Consider the following 25,033-nt stretch of genomic DNA (forward strand, 5'->3'; position numbering starts at 1 on the left):
TCCTTCTATTTCAACAGGTCCACTGCATACGCTTTTTTTTCATCTAGCGGTCTGTTACTATTTTGAACTTTGCATGCCATACATAATCAAGGCTAAAAAATCATATTTAGTAAAAATGGACAAAAAAATTTGGAGGCTATATCGATGGATGAAAACTATGATAAACAGTGGCAACCTTCACTAGGGAAAGGGTTTAATGAAAATGGAGAACGTAATGAACCAGCTAAACTTCACTCTCAAACAGTTGGTTCACGTGGACCCGTACTAGAGCAAGATAGTGTACTGCATGAATCATTACAAGAATTTATTCACGAAAAAATTTTAGAAAGACCTGTTCATGTAAAAGGATTTGGTGCGTTCGGTTATTTTCAAACGATCTATCCAATGTCCGAACATACTAAACTAAATTTCCTGCAAAATCCTAATGAGAAAATTCCCGTTATGGTGCGATTTTCATTAGCTGTTAGTACGAAAGGAACACCGGATACTTCTAGAAATGTACGCGGTTTTTCCACAAAATTTTATACAAAAGAAGGCATTTTTGACCTTTTATGCAATCACATCCCTGTTTTTTCTGTTCGTGATCCGATGCGTTTCCCTGAAACGATTAAAGCACTCTTGCCTTCACCTAAAAATAACTTAATAGACCCTAATAGATTTTGGAGTTTTGTCGCTAAAGCACCTGAATCTATTCATTTTGTTGTCCGTTTATACTCTAATAATGGTACGGCCAAAAGTCTTCGCCACATTCCAGGACATAGTGTTAATACATATGTATGGAGAAATGCGGAAGGTAATCGAAAGTATGTAAAGTATCATTGGTACCCATTTGAAGGTGTACAGTACATTACTAGTAAAGAAGCAATTAAACTAGCTGCCGAAAATCCTGATTATAGCGGGAAAGATTTATATGATGCAATTGCAAATGGTAAACCAGTGGAATATGGTTTATATGTTCAGCTCATGGAACCAAAAGATGAAGCACATCTTTCTTATGATCCTCTAGATGATACAAAAGTATGGGACGAAAAGGCGTACCCTCTTATACCAGTTGGTAAAATGGTATTAAATAAAAATCCTGAAAATTATATGGAGCAAGTAGAGAAAGTCGCATTCTCCCCTTCTAATTTACTTGACGGTGCAGAACTATCAGATGATAAAATGCTGCAAGGGCGCGCTAACATTTACAGTGATTCACAAAGAAGAAGAATTGGTCCTGAATTTCGTAAATTAACGATTAACCAGCAACAAGATTGGACACCTGCTAATCAAATTACAAGCGGTGATGGAAGGTACGTTGAAGGTAAACTTGAAAGGACTTCTATAACTAAACAGAATGACTTTCAGCAGGCTGGTGAATTTTATGACAAGTTACAAACGATAGAAAAAGAACACCTTGCTGAAAACTTAGCTAGTGATTTGAAAGTTATATCCGATAATATTAGAAAGGTCGTTTTAGGGTATTTTCATAAAGTGTCTGCTGATTTGGTAAAAAAGATTGAAAGTGCGATGCAAAAAATTTAAGAATATAAAAAACGTCATTTTTAATAATTAAAATGACGTTTTTTATAACCATTTTTTGTAATTTCTATGATAACTTCAAGCTATCATATGTAGTTTTTGTATAAGTAGGAATTACCGGTGCAGGAGTATCCCCACGATTTGCATATTGAATAAAGTCTCTTGCTGGTGCTGGTGTATCTCCTCGATTTGCATATTGAATAAATTGGGATCCGCCAAAAGCGATTGTACCAATAAATGCAATGCCCACTAAAAATATTTTGATTTCTTTTATCATATTAACGCCCCTTTTTCCATTGATTTTTTTTTCGACACTGTACTTTGATAAAAATATTCACTAGCTTTTTGATAATTATTTTCCTCATGAAATTTTATTGCTAGTTTTTCAGTATATTCACAAACCGCATCTGATAGATTATTCTGTTCAAAATATTGAATACCTTCAATTACAACCCTCTCTAGGTCATTTGTATTTGATAATTTGTTCATTTGTTCAAGGATTAAAAATCTATGGAGGTATTCTTTATTCCCCATTTCCTTACTCACATTTATTCCCCTATTAATAAGCTCTTCTGCACGCACTGATTCTCCCAACTTAAAGTGTGCTTCAGACTCTGAAAAAAGCGCACGTGCATGATTCGCTATTTTACTGTTTACTTCTGACAAATGACGGATTGCAGATGGTAATAGATTTTGATTTTCATATAACCAGCCTATGTTGCTCCGTACACGCAGTAATAACTCTTCTTGAGATTCTCTTCGTAATATATCAATAGCAGCGTCAAAACTTTCTTCTGCTAAATTATATTGTTTTAAATCTATACACGATAATCCGTAAACGTTTTTACACAACGCAACAAGTACATTATATTCTTTATGTTTTAAAAAAATATTTTTAGCCTCAGTTACTCTCTCGATCGCAAGTAGGGGTTGATAAGTTTGATACAAGTAAGTTGCTTGTCTATACATAAACTCAGCTTTTTCTAATTCATTTAAATCACTTGGCATGAATTCTTCAGCTTGTTCAAAATGTATTTTTGCATCATTATAGTCACTTAATATCGTTCTATGTATTCCCTTAAAAAAGTGATAATAAAATTGAATTGAATTAGATTCAGATAAATTCATTAAATCAATATGATCAAATGATTCCTTATTAATTGAAAGCCCATCTGTAAGCACTTGATACCTAAAATTAAATAATTCTAAATAATGTTTTTGATCCAAATTTAATTCATTTTCATTAATTCTTTTATTTAATTCTGTTTTGATTTGTAATGCTTCGTTTCTATTACATCTTATAATATTTTCATACCATTTCTTTAATAAACTATTAATTTCCTCATTTGTGTTTGTAATCAAACTCTTCCCCCTCTTTCATGTTTGATAATTATATTTTATCTCAATTTAATAATAAGCGACTTGTAGAATTAATTGATAAATATATTTCAGAAAATTCAGTTAATTAACAAAAAATTATATTCAAACTAAAAAGTAGGCAACCATATTTACATAAAACAATATGATTGCCTACTTTTTATTATTTATTAACAAAAACTCTTTCCTTCAAAATTATCGTTGCATTATTTTATATTATGGTACTCATTTCTCTTCTTCATATAATCTTTTTCACATTGCAACGGCTTGAATTTCACTTTTTTCCCTTTCTTCTTTTTCGTTTTTATAACAAGCCATTCCCCTTTTTCAACGTCTAGTTTTAGACGTTTCATTACATTGATATTATCTTTTTCTTTATAAAGTAAAAATGCTTCTTGTGCACTCACAAATAAACTATGCTGCTCGCTAAATCCACCACTATCATAAATTTTAGTTAGCGAATTATAATAAGAATCATTTTCCTTTCCACCATACATTAAATGTGCAGCATCTAGATCTCTTTTACTTACTTCCCAAAAACTATGTTCATCAATATTTAAATTAAATGTGGATTTAATGTCCTGTATTATATTCTTCACATACTTTTCATCTCGAATTTTCCTTTCTTCAAGACAATCTGAAGATAACCTTGGTGCATCTGATTGGGAATGTACAACGTGTTGTATTGATACACACAAAATAAATACGCTTAAAATGTAAAATATTTTTTTCATATTTACATATCACCTCAAATGATTTAGATACTATATTATTTGAGGCTTACAATATTCTTATGCTAATAATGTAAAAGGCCCTATAATTTAGACTTTTATAGGGCCTTTCATATTAATATTGCTTTATCAAATTCACCGGCGAAGCCAGTACCTTACTACTCTTCACATCATATAATCCTATAGGCGTTACCCTTATAAAAGGCAAGTGCGTCGCAGAAAAGAATAAAATTGTAAATGCTGGATCGTCATAAGCATATCCTCTTTCTTGCAGTAAGTTCACCATCTTTTTCTCTTTCTGTATTACATGACTCACCTTTTCATCTGACATAATCCCCATGAGCGGTAATGCAATTTCATGTAATACTTCATTCTTTTCAGCTATTACCATTCCCCCGCCTAGCTCTTTTACTCTATGAAAAGCTGTAAGCATATCACCTTTACTTTTTCCAATCAGAATCATATCACCTGTGCCAGAATAAGAACTAGCAAGACCACCTAATTCTTTTGCAAAACCTTTCACAACTGTATTTACTCGCCAAGTACCATCACGAGCAATCATCATAAGGAAACATTCATCATGATCAATAGAAAGTTCATCATGGTTTAAGTCAATTTCACTTACATATGGTTTTGTTATAACGTTATTTAATAAGTGTATACCCGTTTTATTAGGGAAAATCATATCCTCTTTTTCTATGGTCCAGTCTAATGATAATGGAGTTACTTTGAACTTACTCCACTCTATAAATAATGATTCATTTTTGTTTACTCCGTCACGCTTTACCCATTGTCCCTTTGCAATTACGCTCGTTGGCACTGGGTTTTCTTTACTTTCTAAAATATTCATATTAGCAATTCTACCTGTCGCAATCGAACCATGTATATGCTCCATATTATAATAACGAGCAATATTATAACTTGCCATATGATACGCATCAATTACTGGAATACCTTTCTCTATAGCGGTAGTAATCATTACATTCGTCATTCCTTTTTCATAAAAGGACGGATGTGAACCGTCTGTTGTGAAAAAGAATCTATCAAATTGTTTCACACCTAATTCCAGCAATTCTTTTAATAAAACTTCTAAATCCGGTCTAATGGAAGAATTTCTAAGAGAAACGGTGTAGCCTTGCATAAGACGATTTAACGCTTCCTCCCCTGTCATCGCTTCATGATCGCAATCCGTGCCTAATAATTTTAGCTTTGCTAACGTTGCTTCAGATGCACCTGGGAAATGTCCTTCTACTTTTTTCTGTAATCGTTTCGTTTCCTGCACCCAAGTTAGCATTTCATCATCGCCATGTAATAGTTTTGGCCATGCTGTTAACTCTCCGCCTTGAAGAACCGCTTCATGCTGCAGCCACTCTATTATTTCTTCACTATTAAACAAAGATTCCCCGTTTTGCAATTCAGTCTGTCCATCAAAACGGCACCACCAATACATGCTTGCTGGAATCTTTTTAAATTCCTCTAATAAACGAAATGATTCTTCACGTTTTAATGTGAAAAATAAAGTTAAATTATCATTAATAAAAGTCGTTGTTCCAAATTGCATCGCATGATTTGCTAGCGTCTCTGGGTTATATAATTGATATGGATGTGCATGAGGTTCTATGTAACCGGGTACGACACACTTTCCTTCGCAATCAATAACTTCACAATCCGTTAATTGCTCTGGCAACTTCTCCCCTACATATACAATTCTGTCATCATAAATCCAAACATTCGCTACTATCCAATTACGTAAGTAAGAATTTAAATACGTTGCATTCTTTAATAAAATGTGCGGACTTCTCTTGCCATCTAATACTTCGACATGCTCTCGTAATTGTTTATTACTCCATTTATAATGATTTTGTCCCAATGTACTCAACTCCAAATCTATTAACTGTTATATTGGTTAAAACGAGAAATAGTTAATCAACTAAAGTATTTTCCATTCATAAAACCCCTATTACTTTCATTATATGGAATAATTTTAAAAATAACAATTTTCAGAATTAAAAGCGTACCTCTTTGCTCCAAAATAAAAAGAACGTCATGCAACTGGCATCCTTTTTATTTTTTACTAGGCGAATAGATATAAAATTATTTTAGCTCGATGTAGATGTGGTTGTCCCCTTTTGAATCGGTACGTTCTTTGAAGCTACGCTTACAATGATGGTTATTACGATATTAATAAATAATGCTATTGCACCAGTACTAATGTCGTTAATAGTAGGCGAGACTGTTGGAAAAAAGGTTGCGATTTTTATATTGAAAATCGTAGCATACAAAACAACGAGCACTCCCACAACGATTCCTGTCATTGCACCATATTTATTAATATAATTTTTCTTGGAAACACTAAGGAATAATGCAGGTGCCAATTGAGCGATAAGACTATATGACATAATATTTAACAGTGCAAGTGCTGTTCCACCAAATAGTGTGAAGATTAAAGCAGTTAAAGAAAGGATAATGATGAATAGTTTTGAGGCTACTAATTGTTGTTTTTCGGTAGCCTTTGGAAAAATAACATTGTAAATCCCTTTTGTTAATCCAACAGATGCAGACATTAACATAACGGAAGCTGGTACTAATGCCGTTAATAAACCAGCTGCTCCAACTATTCCAACGACCCAAGGATCAAATGTTTGAATCGTTAATCTTAAAAGAGAAAGATCTCCATCCGCTCCTTGTAAACCAGGGATTTTTACGATAGCTGAAAAGCCAATAAAGAAAACAAACAGTAATAATATTGTGTATAAAGGTAGAGTAATTGCATTTTTGCGAAGTGCTTTTTCCCCATTTGCTGAGAAAACTACAGTGAAAGAAGTCGGTAATAAATAAAAAGATATCGCATTTAAAAGGATAGTAGAGATAAACCACGGAATACTTAGTCCCTGATCGGCTAACGTTAACAATTCAGGTTTAACAGCCTCAACAGACTTAAACATTTGCTCAATTCCACCAAAATAGTGGATAGGGATGTATAGGCCTAAAAAAATAACTACGCCCAAAATCATAATATCTTTAATCACAGCTGTCCAAGCTGAACCATGAATACCAGAGAATATAACATATGTTGTAATTACGATTGCACCTATAATACTTGCAGCTATTGGTGAAATAGCTCCAAAAGAAGCCTCTGAAACAATGATGCCTAGCCCTTTCATTTGTATACAAATATAAGGTATAAGGGCCAAACTTCCCACAATAGCTACTAAAACCCCCATTGCACGACTATCGTATTTAGATGCAAAATAGTCAGGTTGTGAAATAATACCATGTTCTTTACCGTATTTCCAAATCTTAGGTGCAATCCAATAAGATATGATATATGCTAGAAATATATACGTGGGCACATAATATGCAGCAGCACCCTTGGAATACGCCCAACCACTTCCGCCTAAAAAAGTAAAAGTCGTATAAACTTCTCCAGCTATTAATAGGAATACGAATAAGGTCCCAAAACCTCTGCCACCAACTGAAAATTGCTGCAAATTCATCTTTTTTCCTCTTCTTGCTGCTATCCCTAAATAAAGTGATAGGATTAAGAAAATAAAAATAATAAATAATGATATATTCATTCTGCCTCCCTCCCTTTATTATCAGGATCAAGCTTATAAACAATAGTTAAAATAATTGAAGAAAGTACCATCCAAAATACAATCCAAAATAATAGAAAAGGCATTCCTAATACGTAAGGTTCTATTTTATTTACAAATGGCAAGAATCCGACACACCCTATAAAAGGAATTAAGAGTAAGAGTTTAATATATTTCAAAATATGCTCAACCTCCTATTTCATAGTTTGAATTTTTATGGATTAAGAACCAATATCATAAAAGGATTTGTTAATAGATAAATCCTTTTTAATTTCCTGCCCTATAAATCTTTACTATGCAGAATAAAAGTAACCTACACTCGTTACATACGGCAGAAAAAAGACCTGACTGCTTCTAAGCATAGCCAGATACTCTTTCCCATCTAAAAAGAGGGGTTATGTCGTTTGTTAATTGATTTATAGATAGAAAAATGTGAAGTAATATAATGATAATAACCCCCTCTTAGTAACAAGTTCTTTTTCCTGCATCTAATTTTTCATCATTAAATCAGTCTCCCTTTGATAGACAATTTCCCCATCAATAATCGTAGTCTCCACTTTCAAATCCTTAATACGATCTGGTTTAGCATTTAAAATACTTTCACTTAATATAACTAAATCAGCTAATTTCCCTACCTCTAGGCTCCCTTTTATATCCTCTTCAAAACTTGCATAAGCGCCATTCCACGTGTAAAGTTTAATAGCTTCTAGTACACTAATGGATTGATTTGTGCCAATTTCAGTTCCAAATTGGCTTTTTCTATTCACTGCAGTATGAATTCCTAATAAAGGATTATAATCAGTAACCGGTGCATCTGAACTACCTGCTGCAATAATGCCTTTATCTATATAATCACGAGCAGCGTACATATAATTTACGCGTTCACCATAATTGTGAGCATATATCTCGCCATATTCATATGGAAATGGTGGATTTGGAATAGGGATGACTTCAAGTTGTTTCATTCTTTCTTGTAAATCTGGTGTTGAAACTCCTGCATGCTCGATTCGATGGCGATGATTTTTCCTTGGTGCTTCTTTTAACGCTCTTTCTACGCAGTCTAAATACATCTCAATGGCTTTATCACCTTGGGCGTGTACTGTTATTTGATAGCCTTTTTTATGTGCTTCACCTAGAACTTTATATATTTCTTCCTCACTATAATAAAGAATCCCGAAATTGTTAGGATCGCTGGAGTAAGGTTTTCGAGTTGCAATTGTTGGACCAGAGCTACTACCATCTAAAAACATTTTAGCCGGCCCAACTCTGAATTTCTCATCCCCTGTACCGGTTACTATCCCTGCATCCATCATTTTATTTACAAATTTATCAGATTCATTTATGGTACCAATTATTGCATATACCCGAACACGGATATCTTTGGTTTTTATAGCTGTTTGTAACAAACGATAACAATTAGAATCAAAAGTAGCTGCTTCATGAATACTCGTGATTCCTCCAGAAATGAAATGATCCGATGCGATTTTAACAGCTTTCATAAGTTCATTGTCTGAATAGCTTGCTACATCATTCATCTTCATATTTGCAGCTTCAATTAATTTCCCTGTAATTTCCCCCTTCTCATTTTTTTCAATTACTCCACCTTGAGGATTCGGTGTCTTTTCGTCATATCCAGCCTTTTCTAGTGCTACTGTGTTTACGATACAAATATGTCCACATGTACGAGAGATGGTGATTGGATGCTCTGTTGAAATGGCATCTAGCTCAGCAATCGTTGGATACCGCTTCTCTTTTATTGTGGTTTCATTAAACCCCCAAGCTCTTATCCACTCACCTTTTGGAGTTTCCGACGCTTTTTTCTTAAGCTCGTTCAACAAAGCTGCAACAGAGTCGATGTGACTTTCTTTACAACTGATATTCAACTGAAAAACCCCATATAAAACCAGGTGTGTGTGTGCATCAATAAATCCAGGAAGAAGAGATTTGCCTGCTAAGTCAATGACTTCCGTCTTCTCTCCAATGAATTTATTCATTTCTAAATTTGAACCGAGCCCAATTATTCGATTGTCCTTAACTGCTACAGATTCTACTATTGAATTTTGTTTATCCGATGTAATAACTTCACCATTGATAAATACTAAATTTGCATTCATACATACACCATCCTTTTTATATAAGTACAAATAAAAAAATCGACAGAAAACCTTTCTTTTTAAATGGGAGAAAATCCGGCCATTCATAGAAGTGGTCAGGTCCTTTTCCTACCCCAAACCAATTGAAAACAAAGAGAGAAAACAAGTGCATATTACCTTTTGTTATTCATAGCCGTGAATTATATGCCAAATAGTCAAAATGGATATACTTAGTGATTTACATCTATCAGCCTATAAATTATAGTAACGCATCAATAAAACGCTTTCATTTAACAATATTCCTATAGGATAATCTGTTTTTCTCTGTTAGTACAAATGGTCCCCTAATAATTCCAATAAAAGGAAAAATCTCATCATATACCTCCCTCTAAAAATTAATAGTTCCACACTGTACACTTTTATAATGCAAAAATCATGCCATCAGTTTGGAATGAAAATACAAAAAATAGACAGAAAATTATAAAAAATACCTTTAAATCTAGCTATTGTGAGATATAATGAATTAAATTCGTTTCAACCGATTCAAAAATGGTTCGCTCTTTTCACTAATTCCCATCCATTTTGAACCACTTTCGGTTCGAAATAGATGCATTCATAGGAGGATTCAAGCTATGTCCGACATTCCTATCCAAATTGAAACCAAATATCTCTTTAAAATTCTCGACAATCTCGAAAGTGGGATGAATATTGTTGACAAACATGGAACAATTATATGGGTAAACCAAGCATGTTGTAAGCTTTTTAACAAAAGCAAGGAAGATTTAATTGGCAGGAATATTTTCGTTCTGAAAAAAGAAGGTGCGTTCACTCCATCCGTAATCGAAATGGCTTTACAAAATGGAAGTACTGTAACCACTGTGCAAGAAATTACCGGTGGTAACAAGATGACCGTAACAGGGGACATTATTTTGGACGAGCAGGAAAACCCCATTTATTTTGTAGCACATGGCCATGATATAAGCAATTGGATGGATAATGTTTCTAAACTAGAATGGGAAGAATTAGCGCCCGTATTGAAGCGGTATTTACTAGAAATAAAAAAAATGAATACCAGGTATATTTTAATAAAGGAAGATCAGTCCTTTATCGGACATAGTAAAGTACATAATTTGCTTGCTGAAATCATGGAAAGAGTGGCAAGTGTTGATTCAACTGTGCTTATTAACGGAGAAACAGGAGTTGGAAAAAACGTAGTTGCAAAGCGTATTCATGAGTTAAGCGAACGCTACAGTAAACCCTTTGTCCACTTAAATTGTGCAGCAATTCCCGATACACTTCTCGAATCTGAATTGTTCGGTTACCATAAAGGAGCCTTTACAGGTGCTAATTCAAAAGGGAAAGCAGGACTCGTCAAAACAGCGGAAAAAGGAACTCTTTTTTTGGATGAAATTAGTGAACTTCCTCTACATCTGCAGCCCAAGCTCCTTCAATTACTGCAGGACAAAACCTATATGCCTATTGGCGGTTCACAGTTAGTAAAGGCTGATATTCGCATTATTGCAGCAACAAACCGCAAAATCGAGGAAATGGTGAAAGAAGGAAAATTCCGGGCCGATCTATATTATCGCCTTCACGTTTTACCAGTAAACATTTCGCCGTTACGTGAGCGACATGAAGATATTTTTCCACTACTCCATTTCTATTTACAAAAGTATAATCAGATATTCAACCAAACACGTACCTTCTCGAAGCAAACGATAGGTGTTTTACAACGTTATCAGTGGCCGGGAAATATACGTGAGTTGGAAAACACTGTTGAGCAGCTCGTTATTATGGCTAAAAAGGAGGAAATCTCGATTCATGATTTACCAGATCGCTTTCACTCAGTAAGCATGAAAAAAGAAGCTTTACAATCTCTGAAACAAGGCAACAATTTAAACGAGATTATCGAAAGCATGGAAAAAACAATTATAGAACAAGCAATGAAGGAAAATAAGACTACACGTAAAACTGCAACAGTTCTCGGAATTACCCAAACTTCACTGATCCGTCGGTTAAAGAAGTACAATATCCGCAATGAAAAAGAATAGCGGTTTTATTGTAGGTGGATTGATTTTTTTCTTAATTTGATGGCTATGAGGTGGTATCCCATGCCCATCAAATTAAGATTTTGAAGTCCGTCCAAAATTTCCTCCCGCCTTCTCCCTTTCTCACAAGATTATGATTTTATAATTAGTTAATTTCTGCATATAATTCCATTTAAAGACACAAAATATTTAAGTAACATTTTTTTAATCACACCGTTTTTATATCTAACTTCACAAAGGAGCTGCATAACATGGATGAAAAAAATGTATTAAATCAACAACTAGACCACGTGTCATCAGATGCTCTAAATACTCCTAGTAAAGCTCAAGAACAGATGGAAGAAGCATCTCAAGAGGTACATAATCTAAATAAAACCAATGTTAAAAAGAAAAGCATTACTCGCGATTAAAATGAGTCGTCTCACAAATCGTGATTATAAAAAAGATGACTTTAGAAAAAGTCATCTTTTTTACGATTTAGTTCAAAGTTCCCAAGGATTTCAGCATTAAATATTAATGTCGCAATTGATGGACAAGACTACGGACAAGCACAACTTAAAGTCATTCAATATGAACATGGACAACATTTGCTTCATGAAACGGAATGTCAATAATTTTAGTATTTTTTCATATATTTTAACTTAATCCAGTTTCCTATCCTCCTCTATCCACTTCATTGTTTTTTTCACATCTAATTCCGTATACGTCTTTTCACCATATCGAACAGACTCATATATCGGAATAATGTCTCTCGTTCTACATATTCTCTTTAGCCATTGTTGCATCGTTTCATAGGACCTTCGCTGTTCGTGAAATGGTAAAGTCCTCTCCCATTCAATTAACTTTTTCCTTATCGTATCTGTAGGTAGTGGATGCTCTGACTGATGAATGACTTTTTCATTTTTTACGGCTCTTACCGTATTCTCTTTTGTTACCGATTGTTTCTCCTGCTCTATTTCTGATTTCATCAACTTTTTCCTAATAGATTTGTAAAGAAAATATATAATTACGACTGCGATAATCACATAAAATGCTATAGTAATCCATGAACTTGAGAGCAAAGAAAATATGACTCCCCATGAATTTTCTTCTTTAAAACCTTTAAATTTTTTACCCGTTGGCGTCATATCCCTATTTTCTCCTACTTTTGTCTCTTCCAAAGGTCTGCCAGTGCCATAATCTTCATTATTTTCATAGTTTATTGTTTCCTTATAAATTTTTTCAGATTTCTTTTCACTAAAAAAACGCTCTTTTACTATGCCTTGTACTTGCACCACACCTTGTGATAACGCTATCGCACTAACCGCAAAGAAAAATATGATTAAAGCTCTTACACTCCAAAACTTCACTCTCATATGCCGCTTTTTATTCAACATGACATAAATCCCTTCTTATTCTTTAATGACAATCCATTTATTCGTTCTACTGTATTTCCTTGGTGAAGTACCAAGAATTAACGGAACTGCATCCAATTCCTTACGACGAAAGCCTGCTGTGTAAAAATAAGAAGAAGAAACAGGAGTATCTTGGTCCGATATCGAGGCAAGTACCTTTAATACATTTTGCAAATGTTTCCGATTATCACCATTCTTTATATGTAACAGGCCGTTATCTCTCACGCTATTAATCCATAATTCAAATGAGCAATCTTGCATGAGCAGTTGTTTACATATGCCAGCTGTTAGTTCAATTAGTTCTTCTGTATCATTACGTAAAGAAACGCCACTTTTATTCTGTAAATTAAGATACACCGCGTATTTATCTGATTGTGTTCGTTCATATTTTTTCGCCGTTATCGTCCCTGTTTTCGCTGTTGCACTCCAGTGGATGGAACGAAAATCTTCATTTTCATAAGATTTCACTCCCATTACTTTCGTTTCGTCATATAGCGGAGATGACATTGCTTTTCGAACTCCACGGGACCATTCTTGTAATTCAGGTACTTGTATTTTCGGTATAGCTGGTAAAACTAAATAGGACGGCGTATCAACTTGACTATATGTCATATGGTTCGTTATGAATCCAAAAGGATCAGTAATAACAATTTCAACCTCTTCCCATTTCGCGATGCCTCTTTTTAGTGCCACAGCTTGTAAATCATATGAAACCGCCTCTCCTCCTTTTATATTGAAATTCAAATAATAATTTGATCCTGTACTATGATTTTTGTTTAGTTCATCATGATTCCAAGTTAACTTATTTTCACATTTAAATCGAAATACGATATTGAAAATAGGAAATATCGAGTTGTTTGAAATTTTTATTTTGCACATATTTGTTTCACCTATAAAAACATTCGAATTCCCTTGATTGTATTCCCATTCAACACGAGACACTCTACGTATGTATCCATGCATGGCTCCTATTAACATTAAATATAAAAATACGAGAGATAAAACAAGTAGATTACTTGAAAATATACATAAAATAACGGCTACAACTGATATAACGCCTATTACGAAAGAATCCGCTAATGGTGTATACACAAGCTGTTGCTTCATCATACATTCTCCACTGGTACATGAATCGTATGAAGAATTTCTTTTATAATTTGCTCTTTCGTCGTTTTCATCTCCCCTTCAATCGTTAACGTTAAACGATGTGCACAAACGGATGCAGCAAGCGTCTTTATGTCATCTGGCGTACAATAATCTCTTTCATTTAATATCGCCCGTGCTTGAATCGCTCTCATAAATGCCAATGTCCCCCGCGGACTTACACCGATTTCAATTAACTCATGTTTACGGGTTGCTCCAATAATTTCAAGAAGATACTCTTGCACCTCGTTTCCTACTAACACTTCTCTTGCACGTTTTTGCAACGCAATAATCTCTTCACTTGAAATAATAGCGTGTAACGTTTCGAACGGATCATTCATTTGGAAGCGATTCATCATTTCCTTTTCTGCTTCTCTCATAGGGTAACCTTGGCGTATCGTAAGTAAAAAACGGTCTAACTGAGCGTCTGGTAGTGGGAATGTGCCAGCCGATTCAAGAGGATTTTGCGTTGCAATAACTAAAAAAGGTTCTGGTAATGAATGTGTCTGTTTCGCAATTGTAACAGTACGTTCTTCCATAACTTCAAGTAACGAAGATTGTGTTCTCGGTACAGCACGATTAATTTCATCCACTAGTACTATATTTGCAAAAATAGGACCTAACCTCGTTTTAAATTCCGATTCCTTCACATCAAAATATTCAAGACCAATAACATCGCCGGGTAAAGTGTCAGCTGTGAATTGAATTCTTTGAAATTTAGCTTCTACACTTTTAGCCAAACTTTTCGCTAATGTTGTTTTTCCCGTCCCAGGTACATCCTCTAATAAAATGTGCCCTCTTGCTATAAGAGCTATGACTGCAAGTACTATCGATTCATCTTTTCCCATAATAACTTTCGAAATATTATTAGTAATCTTCTTTAATGTACTCATATAGTATCTACCACCTTTAAGTTATCTAAAAATTAAGAATATACATTTTCCAAATTATAACATATGTTTTAAAGATGAAATAGAGTAAAAATGAATCTTATATTTTTTCTTCACTGCATGCAAAAAAGCACCTATTGTCGTATATTGACAATGAAGTGCTTAACTCAATTCAACAGCCTTCTTTTCCTCTACTTTTTAGTAACAATACACCCTTTTTTCTCCCACGCATGCATTATTATCAATTAACTAGTAAAATGCATTCTAATATTACATATAATGAAAACCATTTCTATTTTTTCGTTATAGAACTTCCTCTACATCGACACTCTCAATCTTCACTTCATACATATTTGGGATACTTGCTTCTTTTGGTACCCATGCATAATAATTCTGATCATTTTCTAACATAAATTGAACTAACTTTGTTTCTGAAACATTCCAGAAATTTTTAAGATTATCAATATAGTCTTCTAAATCCTCTTTATAGTCCAGTTGTAATATATAATCTCTTATCGTCAGGGCAAACACAATTAAACTTCCTAATAGATTTTTTTGCTCATTTTCTTCTTTATACTCTTGTGGTAAGAACCACACTTGACCTATTCCTATCGTTTTTTTGTATTTTTCATAAAAACTACTATCATCCATATTCTCATAGTCATGGACCAATTCATTGACCAATGAATGCCATTTTGGCGGAATAATGTTTTCCAATGCAGGATTATTTTCAATTCCTTCTACTATTTCCTCAATTTCTTCTGTCTCATCTTCATAATGATATTCACTTAGGTCTATATGCTTAAATTTCATTTCATTTTTATAATGTGCCAAATCATATGGATAATGGTTATTATCTTTTAAACTTATATCATCAAGTTCGAGTATCTTTACTAATGCAGCTGTCTCAAAGCTCCAATACCCTACATATCCAGGTTCTTTATGGGCATTTTTCCATTCATAATCATAATGGCCTTTAAACCATTCTTTCTCCATATACGTTTGTAATCTTTTAGACGCTTCTTTTTTATCTGTTTGTGCAAGTTCTATAATTTCTCTCGTTTTTGCATATGGATTTTCTTTATAATATCTGTTCGTCATTTTTGTGTATCCGATATCACTAGCGCATAAGAGGAAATCAATTACTGCGTCGTTTATATTTTTTGTATCAACTATCTTTTTTAATCTTTCTATATTCTTTTTATCCGTTTCTAACAAAATTCCTAAGGAAATTATCCAAATCAGACTTACATATCCACTCTCACTACTACCTGTATGCTCTAGATAATCAATTGCATTATGAAAATTACCTTCTATTGCACTAATATCTTCTCCTAAAGAGTACTTTGCCCTAATATCCTCCATCTCATATCTGAAATTTTCTAGATAGGTTTCTACTATAATACTATTATTATCTTTAGGATATCTTTGAATTCCATTTTCAGTATCTTCTTTTAAACTTTTAATATCCTCTATATTTTCCTCAATAAATTCTTTATGATATTCAATTCTTTCTCTACATTTTTCTTCTATACATAAATGATCTCTCATACCATTCAATTCCTCCTAGCTTCTAAATTATGGCCATTCTCCAACGATGTTACCCTTTGCATCTATCTTAAATGATTGTAACATTTCAAGCGTAGGCTTCAATTCTTTTGCTAGTGTTACTGCATTAGCAATTGTACTTACTCCACTTGATGCTTTTGCTCCTTTTGCGATATGGCCTATTGAAGATTTAATTAAATCATTCAATTAATTTCTATATACAGATATAAATAGAAGGTGATAACAATATGTTTATGAATTTACTAATATTCAATTAGATATTATGGATATTTAGATAAAAAAATCCAGTGATAATTCATAATTCGTCTGCGTTTCAACATCTCGTACATATTTCCTAATTAGCTCTTACATCTAGCTCACTGGATCCATTACCAACATTACCCTTATACCTACTTTAATACAAACTAAAAAATCCACAGTGTAAAAATTTATCACTGTGGATTCCAACATTTATTTTTCTTGGCAATGCACCATATCATAAGGGTAATATGAACTATCTTTCAAGGTTGAATCATCTAATTTTAAAATTTTAGCGATTGCTCCACTTTCAAAACTCCAGTAACCACTATAAATGTCATGTTTATTTTCATGTGCATCGTACCATGCTTCTTCTAAATGTCCCTTATACCAATACTCCTTTATATATTTCTCTAAATTTTTTATAGAATTCTCTTGTGAAATTTTATTACTCTCAATTACTTCTTTTAATTTGAAATATGGATATTTTACATAAAACTCACTTTGCTCATAAAAATCTGATGGCTCACTATTTCTAAAAGCAATAAAATAATTAATCAAATAATCATTTAATCCTTCTTTCCTTACCATTGCTATTAGTCTATTAAATTCTTTATCTTCAACATTTAGCATTACTGCTATAGATATCATCCATAACATACGTATATATCCACTTTCTTTATTCCACACTTTTTCCATTATATTTATTACTTCAGGTAAAAAATCACGAATAGTTTGGATAGAACAACCCGCAGAGTACATTGCCCTTAATTTATTAAAATGATACCCTTGTAACGCTATATATCCATTCTTTACACCTTTATCATCTTTGCCTCTTTCCTCAATAACCTTTTCAACCAATAATAAAAACTTTTCTATTCTCTTTTCCTCATAATTGATAAATTTGTTAAAATATATATCATTTTTGATTTTATCCCTTAGCATAATTTCTTTTCCACCTTTTATACTTCAAGAATTTTCTTCACAATCGTTCCGTCAGGCATAACTTGAATAACAATTCTTTAAACATTTTCTGGATTCAGCAACATCTCTTCCACAATTTCATCTGCTTTTTCTTTTGACAAAGTACTATCTAACCTTTCACTTCCAAGAATCCAATCTTCACTCATTTGCTTACCATCATTTGTTTTTCCTAATTTGGATGTGTTATACTTAGCCTCCGCTATTACATACTTAGGTGGCGGAGATGAATTTTCATATACAGCATCTATTCCCTTAACAATTTTTTGATCTAATGTTAATACACGATCATCACTAATTCTAGTATATGTTTGACTTTCAAAAAAGTCATCCATCTTCATTTCACCATAATTTCCTTTACGCTTCGTTGTTTTTAAAGCTACTTCGCCACTTTCTACTGATTCTATTACCGTACGTTGTTGTGCTCTAGCTGCTTCTAATGTTTGGGCTACTTTTCCAGATTCCTTAGCTATTTCACTAGTTTTACCCGTACCCTTACCACCATCTTTAGACTTCGCAAACTTATAATAAGCTTCTATTAATTCGCCTTGAGGTATTTTGGTTACGATAGTTCCACCAACACTAGAGAGTGCATAGGAAGCCTCTCTCTTAAATGCTTGTAACATTTCAAGCGTAGGCTTCAATTCTTTTGCTAGTTTTACTGCGTTAGCAAATGTACTTACTCCACTTGATGCTTTTGCTCCTTTTGTGATATGGCCTACTTTATTTAGTGCCCTATCGCCTAATATTGTGGTAGCTATTTGTGTTAATCCATAGGTAGTCAATTCTGTACGACTCTCTGCATCTCCCTCTATCATATCTCGTTTTATTTTATTTGAAAATGCATGCCACATATTTTTTGCAGTTTCATCCAAATGGAAAAGTGCATAGGTTACATTAATAAAAGTCCCTATGTCCATATTACTTAAAGCTATTGCGGACTCGATTTCATCACCAATAGCTTTCCCCGATCCTCTTTGAATAGCTTCCCACATCTTTTTCGCTGTTTCAAACGTGCCAACTATACTGTCTGTCGCATCGTCCCAAGCATTTCTAACCGGAGATTTCTTCTCAATTATGTTATTTGTTTCTATATCTTTAATTGACTGATCATTTTTTCGAGCTGTTTCTTCTATAATCCCCTGAATAGAACTCACCCAATCCATATTCAATCCTTGTGTACTAAACGTCCCACTCACAGGACTAAATCCTTTTCCGCTTTGCACTTCAGCGAGTCCAGCTGTGATGCTAGCCGCTAATTGGAGGGCGGTGCTGTAGTTGTTGCTGGACGTATGATTGAATTCATATAAATGCTCTAGTTTTTCTTCTAGTTTTTTCCTCATCGCAACTAAGACCGCAACAATTGCGTCTACTCCAGGCATCGGTGTAAGTACTTCTATTGCTTCTATACTTGCAATCGATTGATTGATTTCTTGTATTTGTTGTCTTATTTCATGTTCGATAACATCTGTTGAAGCAACTTTTGCTTGGAACTCATTTGGGAATGCTTCGTTTTGGCGAATTAATTCTTCACATAAGCATATGATTCCTTGCGCTAATGGCCGAAATGTTTGGACAAGGTAGGCTTTTGCACTACTGTATGTTTGTCCTTGTAATACTGTATCTATCGCAAATGCATCAATAGATTGAATGGCTTGTTCCATACTTTGAATCGTAGCATTACATATAGCGTTCATACTTTGAGTTTGACTTTGTACTTCTCCCAAATACATGTTTAAACTCATGTATTGACCTCCCTTTGTAGTTGCTGCTGTTCATAGGAAAGGTCGTTTTCTTTCTCACTGAGATGCCGTTTTTCTTTAAGCAACGTCTCTTTTTCGTTTTCTAATTCGAATGTAAGTTTTCTTTCATACTGTCCGATTTCTTGTCGCATATTCGTAAAAAGCTGAAATGCTTCTTTATCACCATACCAAGTTTCTAGTATTCGGTTAAATAAACGATTGCTTCTATTTTTCCATTCATGAAAACTAGCCTCAGCTCGTTCTTGATTTTGCAGCGCAATTCGGTTTTCATTTTGTTCTTCAAATATAATTCGTAATTTTTGATTACATTGACTTATTTTCATTTCAAGTTCTTGACTCATCTTTTCTCCCTACCTTTTCCCATTTACGTAGGCCGTTACATTATTGAAAAGTCTTTTGAAGTCCGTTATCCATTTTTTCAAATTCATTTGCTACGGAATGGATATTATCAATCGTCTGTTGAAAAGCAGCGCAAAATTGTTTCGTGATTTGTAAATTTTGTTGATTTGCTTCTTGTGCTTTAAAGTTCACAGATAGTGTAGTACGCGTTGCCTTATTTATAGAGCGACTAGTAGCACTTTGCATTCTATCCGAAGCATTTCTCATTTTCGTTGCAAGTTGCGTTGCCGTATGCAAATTACTTTGAAATTCTCCCACTACTTACTCCCATCTACCATTTATTTACAAGAAAATTATACCACAGGAAAATATCCCTATAAACAGAATATTCAAAGTTAACATACAATTAATCACTGTTACTAAAGATACGAGCAAATCTTCTATTTCAACATAACTGTATCGAAAGTAGATTCTACTTATACAAAAAAGATGACCTCAGCCATATGCTAAAGTCATCTTTTTCTACCTTATTATTTCACTAACTCTCCATTATAAGCTTTTATATCAAGAGGAGCAGTTAACAACTGTTTTACTTTGCTAACGAAAGATGTGAAGTGTTCACTCGTATTATGACTCGCAACTGCTACTTCATCTTTCCATACTTCTACCATCGTATACACATTTTCTTTTTCTACATCTTTATAAAGATCATAAGATACATTTCCACTTTCTTCTCTTGAACCATGAAGTAATGGTTGAACTTCTTCTAAAAATGTTTGTTGTTTCGCTGGATCTACTTGAAATATTGCGTGAATAATAATCATGGTGTTTCCCCTTTCATATTCCACTTATTTCTTTGAAATTACTTCCACTCAGCAACTTTTTCAATTGGGAGACGTACTGATTGGTAACCACTGTCAGCAGCTTTTCCGATTGAAATTAACATTACTGGTACGTGACGTTCTTTATCTAGTCCGAAAGCTTCTGCGATTTGATCTTTTTCAAATCCGCCAATCGGGCAAGTGTCATAGCCGTGAGCACGAGCTGCTAGCATAAATTGCATTGCTACAAGACCACCGTCAATTAAAACAGTTTCTTTCATTACTTCTGGTGTAACCATTGAGAAGTAAGCTGAAAGTTTTTTCATTTGATCTTCTTTTACTTCAGCTGGCATTAAACCACGCTCTACTGCTGTACCGTAAATTTCTTCTGCGTTATCAAAATTGTTTAAGTCACCAAATAAAGCGATCATTGCTGAAGACGTTTCTACTTGAGATTGATTGAATTTCGCAAGTGGCGCAAGTGTTGCTTTTGCTTCGTCACTTTCAATCACTACGAATCTCCATGGTTGCATGTTTACTGAAGATGGTGCAAGTGTTGCTTCTGTAAGAATTTCTGTCATTTCTTCTTTGCTAATTTTCACTGAAGAATCGTATTTACGAATTGAACGACGTCCTGTTAAAATTTCGTTAAAATCATTTGTTTTTACTGAGTTAGTCATAGTTGTATTCTCCCTTTTTTATAATTCTTTTATATTTTCTTGAATGTGATTTAACATATTTAAAAGATTGTCGCGTTCTTCTTCACTTAATCCTTTAAATGCAGATGCTGCAAAACGTTCTTTTTCCTCTTGAAACGCTTGAATTTTATTTCGTCCCTCTTCAGTAAGAGAAACTAACGTAATTCTGTTATCGTCTGGATTTTTACGTCTTACAATCATTCCGTTTGCTTCTAGCTGTTTTAAATGCCTCGTAATCGCCGCATTATCAATATTCACTTCTTGTTGAAGTGCTTTTTGACTAATTTCACCTACTTCATATAACTGAAGTATAAGCTCTAATCGAGACTGGCTCATACCCGTACACCCTTCAAACTTCGAACTTACTTCTTTATTTAGAAAGTGTAATTTATATAAAATAATCGCTTCTTTTGAGCATGAACTTGTCATATTAACCCTCCTTTACATCCAAATCAAAAACGTTTGATGTATCAATAATTGATGTATCAATTAATATAATCTATATCGATTAAGAATGCAAGCATTTTGTTTTCATTTATATTTTTCCAAATTAAGGCGCTTTATCGCGTTACAAAAAATGTAAATTACATTATAATAGTACTAATTTAAATGACTGGAGAGTGATTGTAATGCGGCAATACACAAATAGAAATGAGGAAATGAAAATGGAAAATGAAATGAGGATATTTATATATGACAACAATAAATATAGGGATTGTTGCGCACATAGACGCTGGCAAGACGAGTTTGACTGAGCGTATTCTTTATGAAACGAATGTAATTCAAGAAGTTGGCCGAGTTGATAGCGGAAGCACACAAACTGACTCAATGGAATTAGAAAGACAGCGCGGAATTACGATTAAAGCATCTGTCGTTTCTTTCTATATAAATGACTTAAAAGTAAATGTCATTGATACACCTGGACACGCTGATTTTATCGCTGAAGTGGAGCGATCATTCCGCGTTTTAGACGGTGCGATTTTAGTTATCTCTGCCGTTGAAGGTGTGCAAGCACAAACAAAAATTTTAATGCGAACATTACAGAAACTAAACATACCGACTATTTTATTCGTTAATAAAATTGATTGTAGTGGCGCAAATAGTGAAAAAGTTGTAAAGCAAATAAAAACAATTCTTTCAAATGAAGCATTCCCCTTTTACTCTGCCCAAAACGAAGGAACAAAAGAAGCTCTTATTATTGAATATAAATCATATGACGATTGTATTGAACGATTAGCACCTTATAATGAATCATTACTTGAGTCATATGTAAATAATGAAATCGTACCGGACGTTTTATTAAGAGAAGAACTCGAAAAGCAAATACAGCAAGCAAATGTGTATCCAATTTTTTTCGGTTCAGCAATGACAGGTATAGGTGTAACTGAACTGCTCGAAAATATTTCAGACCTATTTCCAGCTAATAAATCGGCAGACAATGAAAGGTTATCCGGTGTTGTTTTTAAAATTGAACGTGAACCATTTGGAGAAAAGATTGCTTATGTAAGACTTTTTTCAGGTAGTTTACACGTTAGAAAATATGTGGATATACAGCGCAATGAGTCTCTACCACATAAGGAAAAGATTAAAAAAATGTGCATATTTCATAATGGAGATGCCGTTCAAACTTCTACCGTTCCTAGTGGAGAATTTTGCAAAGTGTGGGGACTGAGTGATATAAAAATTGGTGATATTATCGGTGAACGGACTGATTATATAAAAGACATTCACTTTGCCGAACCACAAATGGAAGCAGCCATTGATGCAATACCAAAAGAACGAATTCACGATTTATACGCTGCACTTATGGAACTATGTGAAGAAGATCCACTCATTAAAGTGTGGAAAGACGATGTTCATAACGAACTATACATTCGCCTGTTCGGTGAAGTACAAAAAGAAGTGATTGAAACTACACTTTATGAGAAATATAATTTGCAGGTTACTTTTTCAAATACACGAGTTGTATGTATTGAGAAACCAATTGGCGTAGGTAATAGCATTGAAGTAATGGGTGAAAAAGCGAATCCATTTTACGCAACAATTGGTTTTAAAATTGAACGTGGTGAACTTAACTCTGGCATAACGTATAACTTAGGTGTTGAGCTTGGTTCATTGCCTTTAGCATTTCATAAAGCAATTGAAGATACAGTATTCCAAACGTTAAAACAAGGTTTGTACGGATGGGAAGTTAAGGACATTTCCGTCACACTTACACATACTGGTTATGCTAGTCCTGTCACAACAGCGAGTGACTTTAGAAACTTAACACCGCTCGTTTTAATGGATGCTTTAAAGCAAGCTGAAACATGTGTATATGAACCAGTAGACGAGTTTGAATTGACTGTACCGGAGCATGCAATTAGTACCGCGATGTATAAGCTCGCTGCCATGCCAGCAACTTTTGCAGAGCCTATATTCAATAATGATTCTTACCAGTTAACAGGATCATTACCTGTTGCGAAAACAGAGGATTTTAAACGAATGCTCCATTCCTTTACAGAAGGAGAAGGTATCTTTACAACGAGGCCAACCGGTTTCGCAAAACTGAAGCCTCCCTTCCCTACTCGAAAACGTGTTGATTATAATCCGATGAACCGGAAAGATTATTTGCTTCATGTTTTGAAAGCTTATTAATTAACAAATAGAAAAAAGCGTCCTCTTGTATGATATGTTCCTTACAAGAGGGCGCTTTTTGTATACAATAATATTAAGGTAGGGCTGGTTCAAACTCCCCTGTAATTGTTTGATATCCATTATTGTTCTCATATTCCTGTTTCCGCTCTAACCCGAATTTTTCTAAAATAGGAAGATCATTTGTTGAAAATACATAACTATTTTCTAGTGCAACGTGTTCGTGCCATGCCCAGTTTGGTACAACAAAGAAATCGCCTTTAGACCAGTCGAAGCGAACACCATTAATTATCGTATATCCTGATCCTTCATGCACATGATAGATTGATGCATGTGTATGGCGATGCGCTTTTCCTTTGAATCCCTTCGGCAATTTTTGCATCCAAGCTGCAATCGTTGGACACGCTGTTTCACCATTCGATGGATTTATATATTCAACCGCATAACCATCGTATGCATCTGGTTCAAAACGACTTAATCCGTTAAGCGCTGCTTCCGTCCCTGCCCATTTGTAAGAACTAAGTGGCGCTTTCTTTGCATATCGGTCCGAAACCGGTCGAACCATTCCACCTTCATAGCACTGAGCAGTATAATTGTCCGGCACATTAGGCTGTTCAATTTTTTCTGGATATGGCTCAAAAAACGTACCGCCGAGATAATAAATGGTCGGAATATCAAGGCAATCCATCCAAATCATCGGTTTGTCACCTGTATGACCATGTCCATGCCACAGTCCATTTGGAGTTGTTAAAAAGTCTCCTCGTTCCATGAAAATACGTTCTCCTTGAACAATTGAATATGCCCCTTCTCCTTCCATGACGAATCTCAAAGCATTCTGTACATGTCTGTGTGATGGAGCAGTTTCACCGGGTTGTATCAATTGAACCGCTGCATATAACGTTTGTGTAGTCGATGCCCAACCCCAAGGTTTTCTATAATTAAGTCCTGGATTTTGTAAGTAGATAGCCCGGCGTTCTCCCCCTCGGTCTGGTGTAAATATTTGCGTTGCTTCTGTTAACTTCTTTTGGAGCAATTCAGATTTCCAAAGGTATGCTTGCGCATGAGGTTCTGGTGTATGTTTCATTAAATCAGGGATCGCATTCCAAAGTGGTCCGAGATGATATTGTTCTATATCACGATTGAAATCTTGTACGAGTGTACTTTCAAAAAAAGCATTTTTTTCCGCCATTTTATTTGC

At 34.3% G+C, this 25,033-nt stretch carries 23 protein-coding genes and 1 pseudogene; 4 read left to right on the plus strand and 20 right to left on the minus strand.

The window, feature by feature from the left end:
• The first annotated feature begins 144 nt into the window (after nucleotides 1–144).
• Nucleotides 145–1,524: a catalase gene (locus DN410_RS05730; RefSeq protein ID WP_149175737.1), complete on the plus strand. Its 1,380-nt coding sequence runs from the start codon at nucleotides 145–147 to the stop codon at nucleotides 1,522–1,524.
• 64 nt (nucleotides 1,525–1,588) lie between these two features.
• Here the strand turns inward: DN410_RS05730 and DN410_RS05735 are convergent, their stop codons facing one another.
• The 7 genes from DN410_RS05735 to DN410_RS05765 form a co-directional block, all read right to left on the minus strand.
• Nucleotides 1,589–1,798: a hypothetical protein gene (locus DN410_RS05735; protein ID WP_149175738.1), complete on the minus strand. Its 210-nt coding sequence runs from the start codon at nucleotides 1,796–1,798 to the stop codon at nucleotides 1,589–1,591.
• Nucleotides 1,795–2,883 (minus strand): response regulator aspartate phosphatase, encoded by a 1,089-nt coding sequence (locus DN410_RS05740; RefSeq protein WP_255446676.1) that lies wholly within the window; start codon nucleotides 2,881–2,883, stop codon nucleotides 1,795–1,797. Before DN410_RS05740 ends, DN410_RS05735 begins: the two co-directional genes overlap by 4 nt.
• 221 nt (nucleotides 2,884–3,104) lie before the next feature.
• Nucleotides 3,105–3,632 (minus strand): hypothetical protein, encoded by a 528-nt coding sequence (locus DN410_RS05745; RefSeq protein ID WP_149175739.1) that lies wholly within the window; start codon nucleotides 3,630–3,632, stop codon nucleotides 3,105–3,107.
• Nucleotides 3,633–3,744: 112 nt separating this feature from the next.
• A complete protein-coding gene (locus DN410_RS05750) occupies nucleotides 3,745–5,499 on the minus strand; it encodes an adenine deaminase C-terminal domain-containing protein (protein WP_149175740.1) in 1,755 nt (584 codons plus the stop codon).
• Between the two features lie 229 nt (nucleotides 5,500–5,728).
• Nucleotides 5,729–7,207 carry a sodium:solute symporter family protein gene (locus DN410_RS05755; RefSeq protein ID WP_149175741.1) on the minus strand — a complete coding sequence of 493 codons (1,479 nt, stop codon included), beginning with the start codon at nucleotides 7,205–7,207 and terminating at the stop codon, nucleotides 5,729–5,731.
• A complete protein-coding gene (locus tag DN410_RS05760) occupies nucleotides 7,204–7,404 on the minus strand; it encodes a DUF3311 domain-containing protein (RefSeq protein ID WP_149175742.1) in 201 nt (66 codons plus the stop codon). Before DN410_RS05760 ends, DN410_RS05755 begins: the two co-directional genes overlap by 4 nt.
• A 309-nt stretch (nucleotides 7,405–7,713) precedes the next feature.
• A complete protein-coding gene (locus tag DN410_RS05765; RefSeq protein WP_149175743.1) occupies nucleotides 7,714–9,339 on the minus strand; it encodes an amidohydrolase in 1,626 nt (541 codons plus the stop codon).
• A gap of 611 nt (nucleotides 9,340–9,950) precedes the next feature.
• Here DN410_RS05765 and DN410_RS05770 point away from each other — a divergent pair.
• Nucleotides 9,951–11,369 carry a sigma-54 interaction domain-containing protein gene (locus DN410_RS05770; protein WP_149175744.1) on the plus strand — a complete coding sequence of 473 codons (1,419 nt, stop codon included), beginning with the start codon at nucleotides 9,951–9,953 and terminating at the stop codon, nucleotides 11,367–11,369.
• A gap of 248 nt (nucleotides 11,370–11,617) precedes the next feature.
• Nucleotides 11,618–11,776: a hypothetical protein gene (locus DN410_RS27845; RefSeq protein WP_179958583.1), complete on the plus strand. Its 159-nt coding sequence runs from the start codon at nucleotides 11,618–11,620 to the stop codon at nucleotides 11,774–11,776.
• A 231-nt stretch (nucleotides 11,777–12,007) separates the two neighbouring features.
• Here DN410_RS27845 and DN410_RS05775 read toward each other — a convergent pair whose 3' ends face one another.
• From DN410_RS05775 to DN410_RS05825, 12 genes and pseudogenes are all read right to left on the minus strand, one after another.
• Nucleotides 12,008–12,742 (minus strand): signal peptidase II, encoded by a 735-nt coding sequence (locus DN410_RS05775; protein WP_149175745.1) that lies wholly within the window; start codon nucleotides 12,740–12,742, stop codon nucleotides 12,008–12,010.
• 15 nt (nucleotides 12,743–12,757) lie between these two features.
• Nucleotides 12,758–13,867 carry a DUF58 domain-containing protein gene (locus DN410_RS05780; protein WP_149175746.1) on the minus strand — a complete coding sequence of 370 codons (1,110 nt, stop codon included), beginning with the start codon at nucleotides 13,865–13,867 and terminating at the stop codon, nucleotides 12,758–12,760.
• A complete protein-coding gene (locus tag DN410_RS05785) occupies nucleotides 13,867–14,796 on the minus strand; it encodes an AAA family ATPase (RefSeq protein ID WP_149175747.1) in 930 nt (309 codons plus the stop codon). Before DN410_RS05785 ends, DN410_RS05780 begins: the two co-directional genes overlap by 1 nt.
• A 300-nt stretch (nucleotides 14,797–15,096) precedes the next feature.
• The gene (locus DN410_RS05790; protein WP_149175748.1) at nucleotides 15,097–16,344 is read right to left on the minus strand and encodes a PoNi-like cognate immunity protein; all 1,248 of its coding nucleotides are present in this window, start codon (nucleotides 16,342–16,344) and stop codon (nucleotides 15,097–15,099) included.
• Nucleotides 16,345–16,401: 57 nt separating this feature from the next.
• Nucleotides 16,402–16,548 (minus strand): annotated as a pseudogene (locus DN410_RS27850) (sugar-binding protein); the annotation flags it as partial.
• Between the two features lie 264 nt (nucleotides 16,549–16,812).
• Complete coding sequence (locus DN410_RS05795) at nucleotides 16,813–17,544, minus strand: PoNe immunity protein domain-containing protein (RefSeq protein ID WP_079245693.1); 732 nt, start codon at nucleotides 17,542–17,544, stop codon at nucleotides 16,813–16,815.
• A 77-nt stretch (nucleotides 17,545–17,621) separates the two neighbouring features.
• Nucleotides 17,622–19,325, minus strand: coding sequence for a T7SS effector LXG polymorphic toxin (locus DN410_RS05800; RefSeq protein ID WP_149175749.1), 1,704 nt, complete (start codon nucleotides 19,323–19,325; stop codon nucleotides 17,622–17,624).
• Nucleotides 19,322–19,684, minus strand: coding sequence for a DUF3958 family protein (locus DN410_RS05805; protein ID WP_149175750.1), 363 nt, complete (start codon nucleotides 19,682–19,684; stop codon nucleotides 19,322–19,324). Before DN410_RS05805 ends, DN410_RS05800 begins: the two co-directional genes overlap by 4 nt.
• A 40-nt stretch (nucleotides 19,685–19,724) precedes the next feature.
• Nucleotides 19,725–20,000, minus strand: a complete 276-nt coding sequence (locus DN410_RS05810) for a TIGR04197 family type VII secretion effector (RefSeq protein WP_149175751.1) — start codon at nucleotides 19,998–20,000, stop codon at nucleotides 19,725–19,727.
• Between the two features lie 212 nt (nucleotides 20,001–20,212).
• Entirely contained in the window at nucleotides 20,213–20,506 is a 294-nt protein-coding gene (locus DN410_RS05815; protein WP_149175752.1) for a putative quinol monooxygenase, read from the minus strand.
• A gap of 38 nt (nucleotides 20,507–20,544) precedes the next feature.
• On the minus strand, nucleotides 20,545–21,183 hold the full coding sequence (locus tag DN410_RS05820) for a nitroreductase family protein (protein ID WP_149175753.1): 639 nt from the start codon (nucleotides 21,181–21,183) through the stop codon (nucleotides 20,545–20,547).
• Nucleotides 21,184–21,201: 18 nt separating this feature from the next.
• Entirely contained in the window at nucleotides 21,202–21,630 is a 429-nt protein-coding gene (locus DN410_RS05825) for a MarR family winged helix-turn-helix transcriptional regulator (protein ID WP_000204180.1), read from the minus strand.
• Nucleotides 21,631–21,894: 264 nt separating this feature from the next.
• On the opposite strand from DN410_RS05825, the gene DN410_RS05835 reads away from it, so the two are divergent.
• Nucleotides 21,895–23,838 carry an elongation factor G gene (locus DN410_RS05835; protein WP_149175755.1) on the plus strand — a complete coding sequence of 648 codons (1,944 nt, stop codon included), beginning with the start codon at nucleotides 21,895–21,897 and terminating at the stop codon, nucleotides 23,836–23,838.
• Between the two features lie 73 nt (nucleotides 23,839–23,911).
• Here DN410_RS05835 and DN410_RS05840 read toward each other — a convergent pair whose 3' ends face one another.
• The gene (locus DN410_RS05840) at nucleotides 23,912–25,024 is read right to left on the minus strand and encodes a cupin domain-containing protein (protein WP_000818554.1); all 1,113 of its coding nucleotides are present in this window, start codon (nucleotides 25,022–25,024) and stop codon (nucleotides 23,912–23,914) included.
• Nucleotides 25,025–25,033: the final 9 nt, after the last annotated feature.

It is taken from the genome of Bacillus sp. SH5-2, assembly GCF_008368905.1.
In the GTDB taxonomy this organism is placed as follows: Bacteria; Bacillota; Bacilli; order Bacillales; family Bacillaceae_G; genus Bacillus_A; species Bacillus_A luti.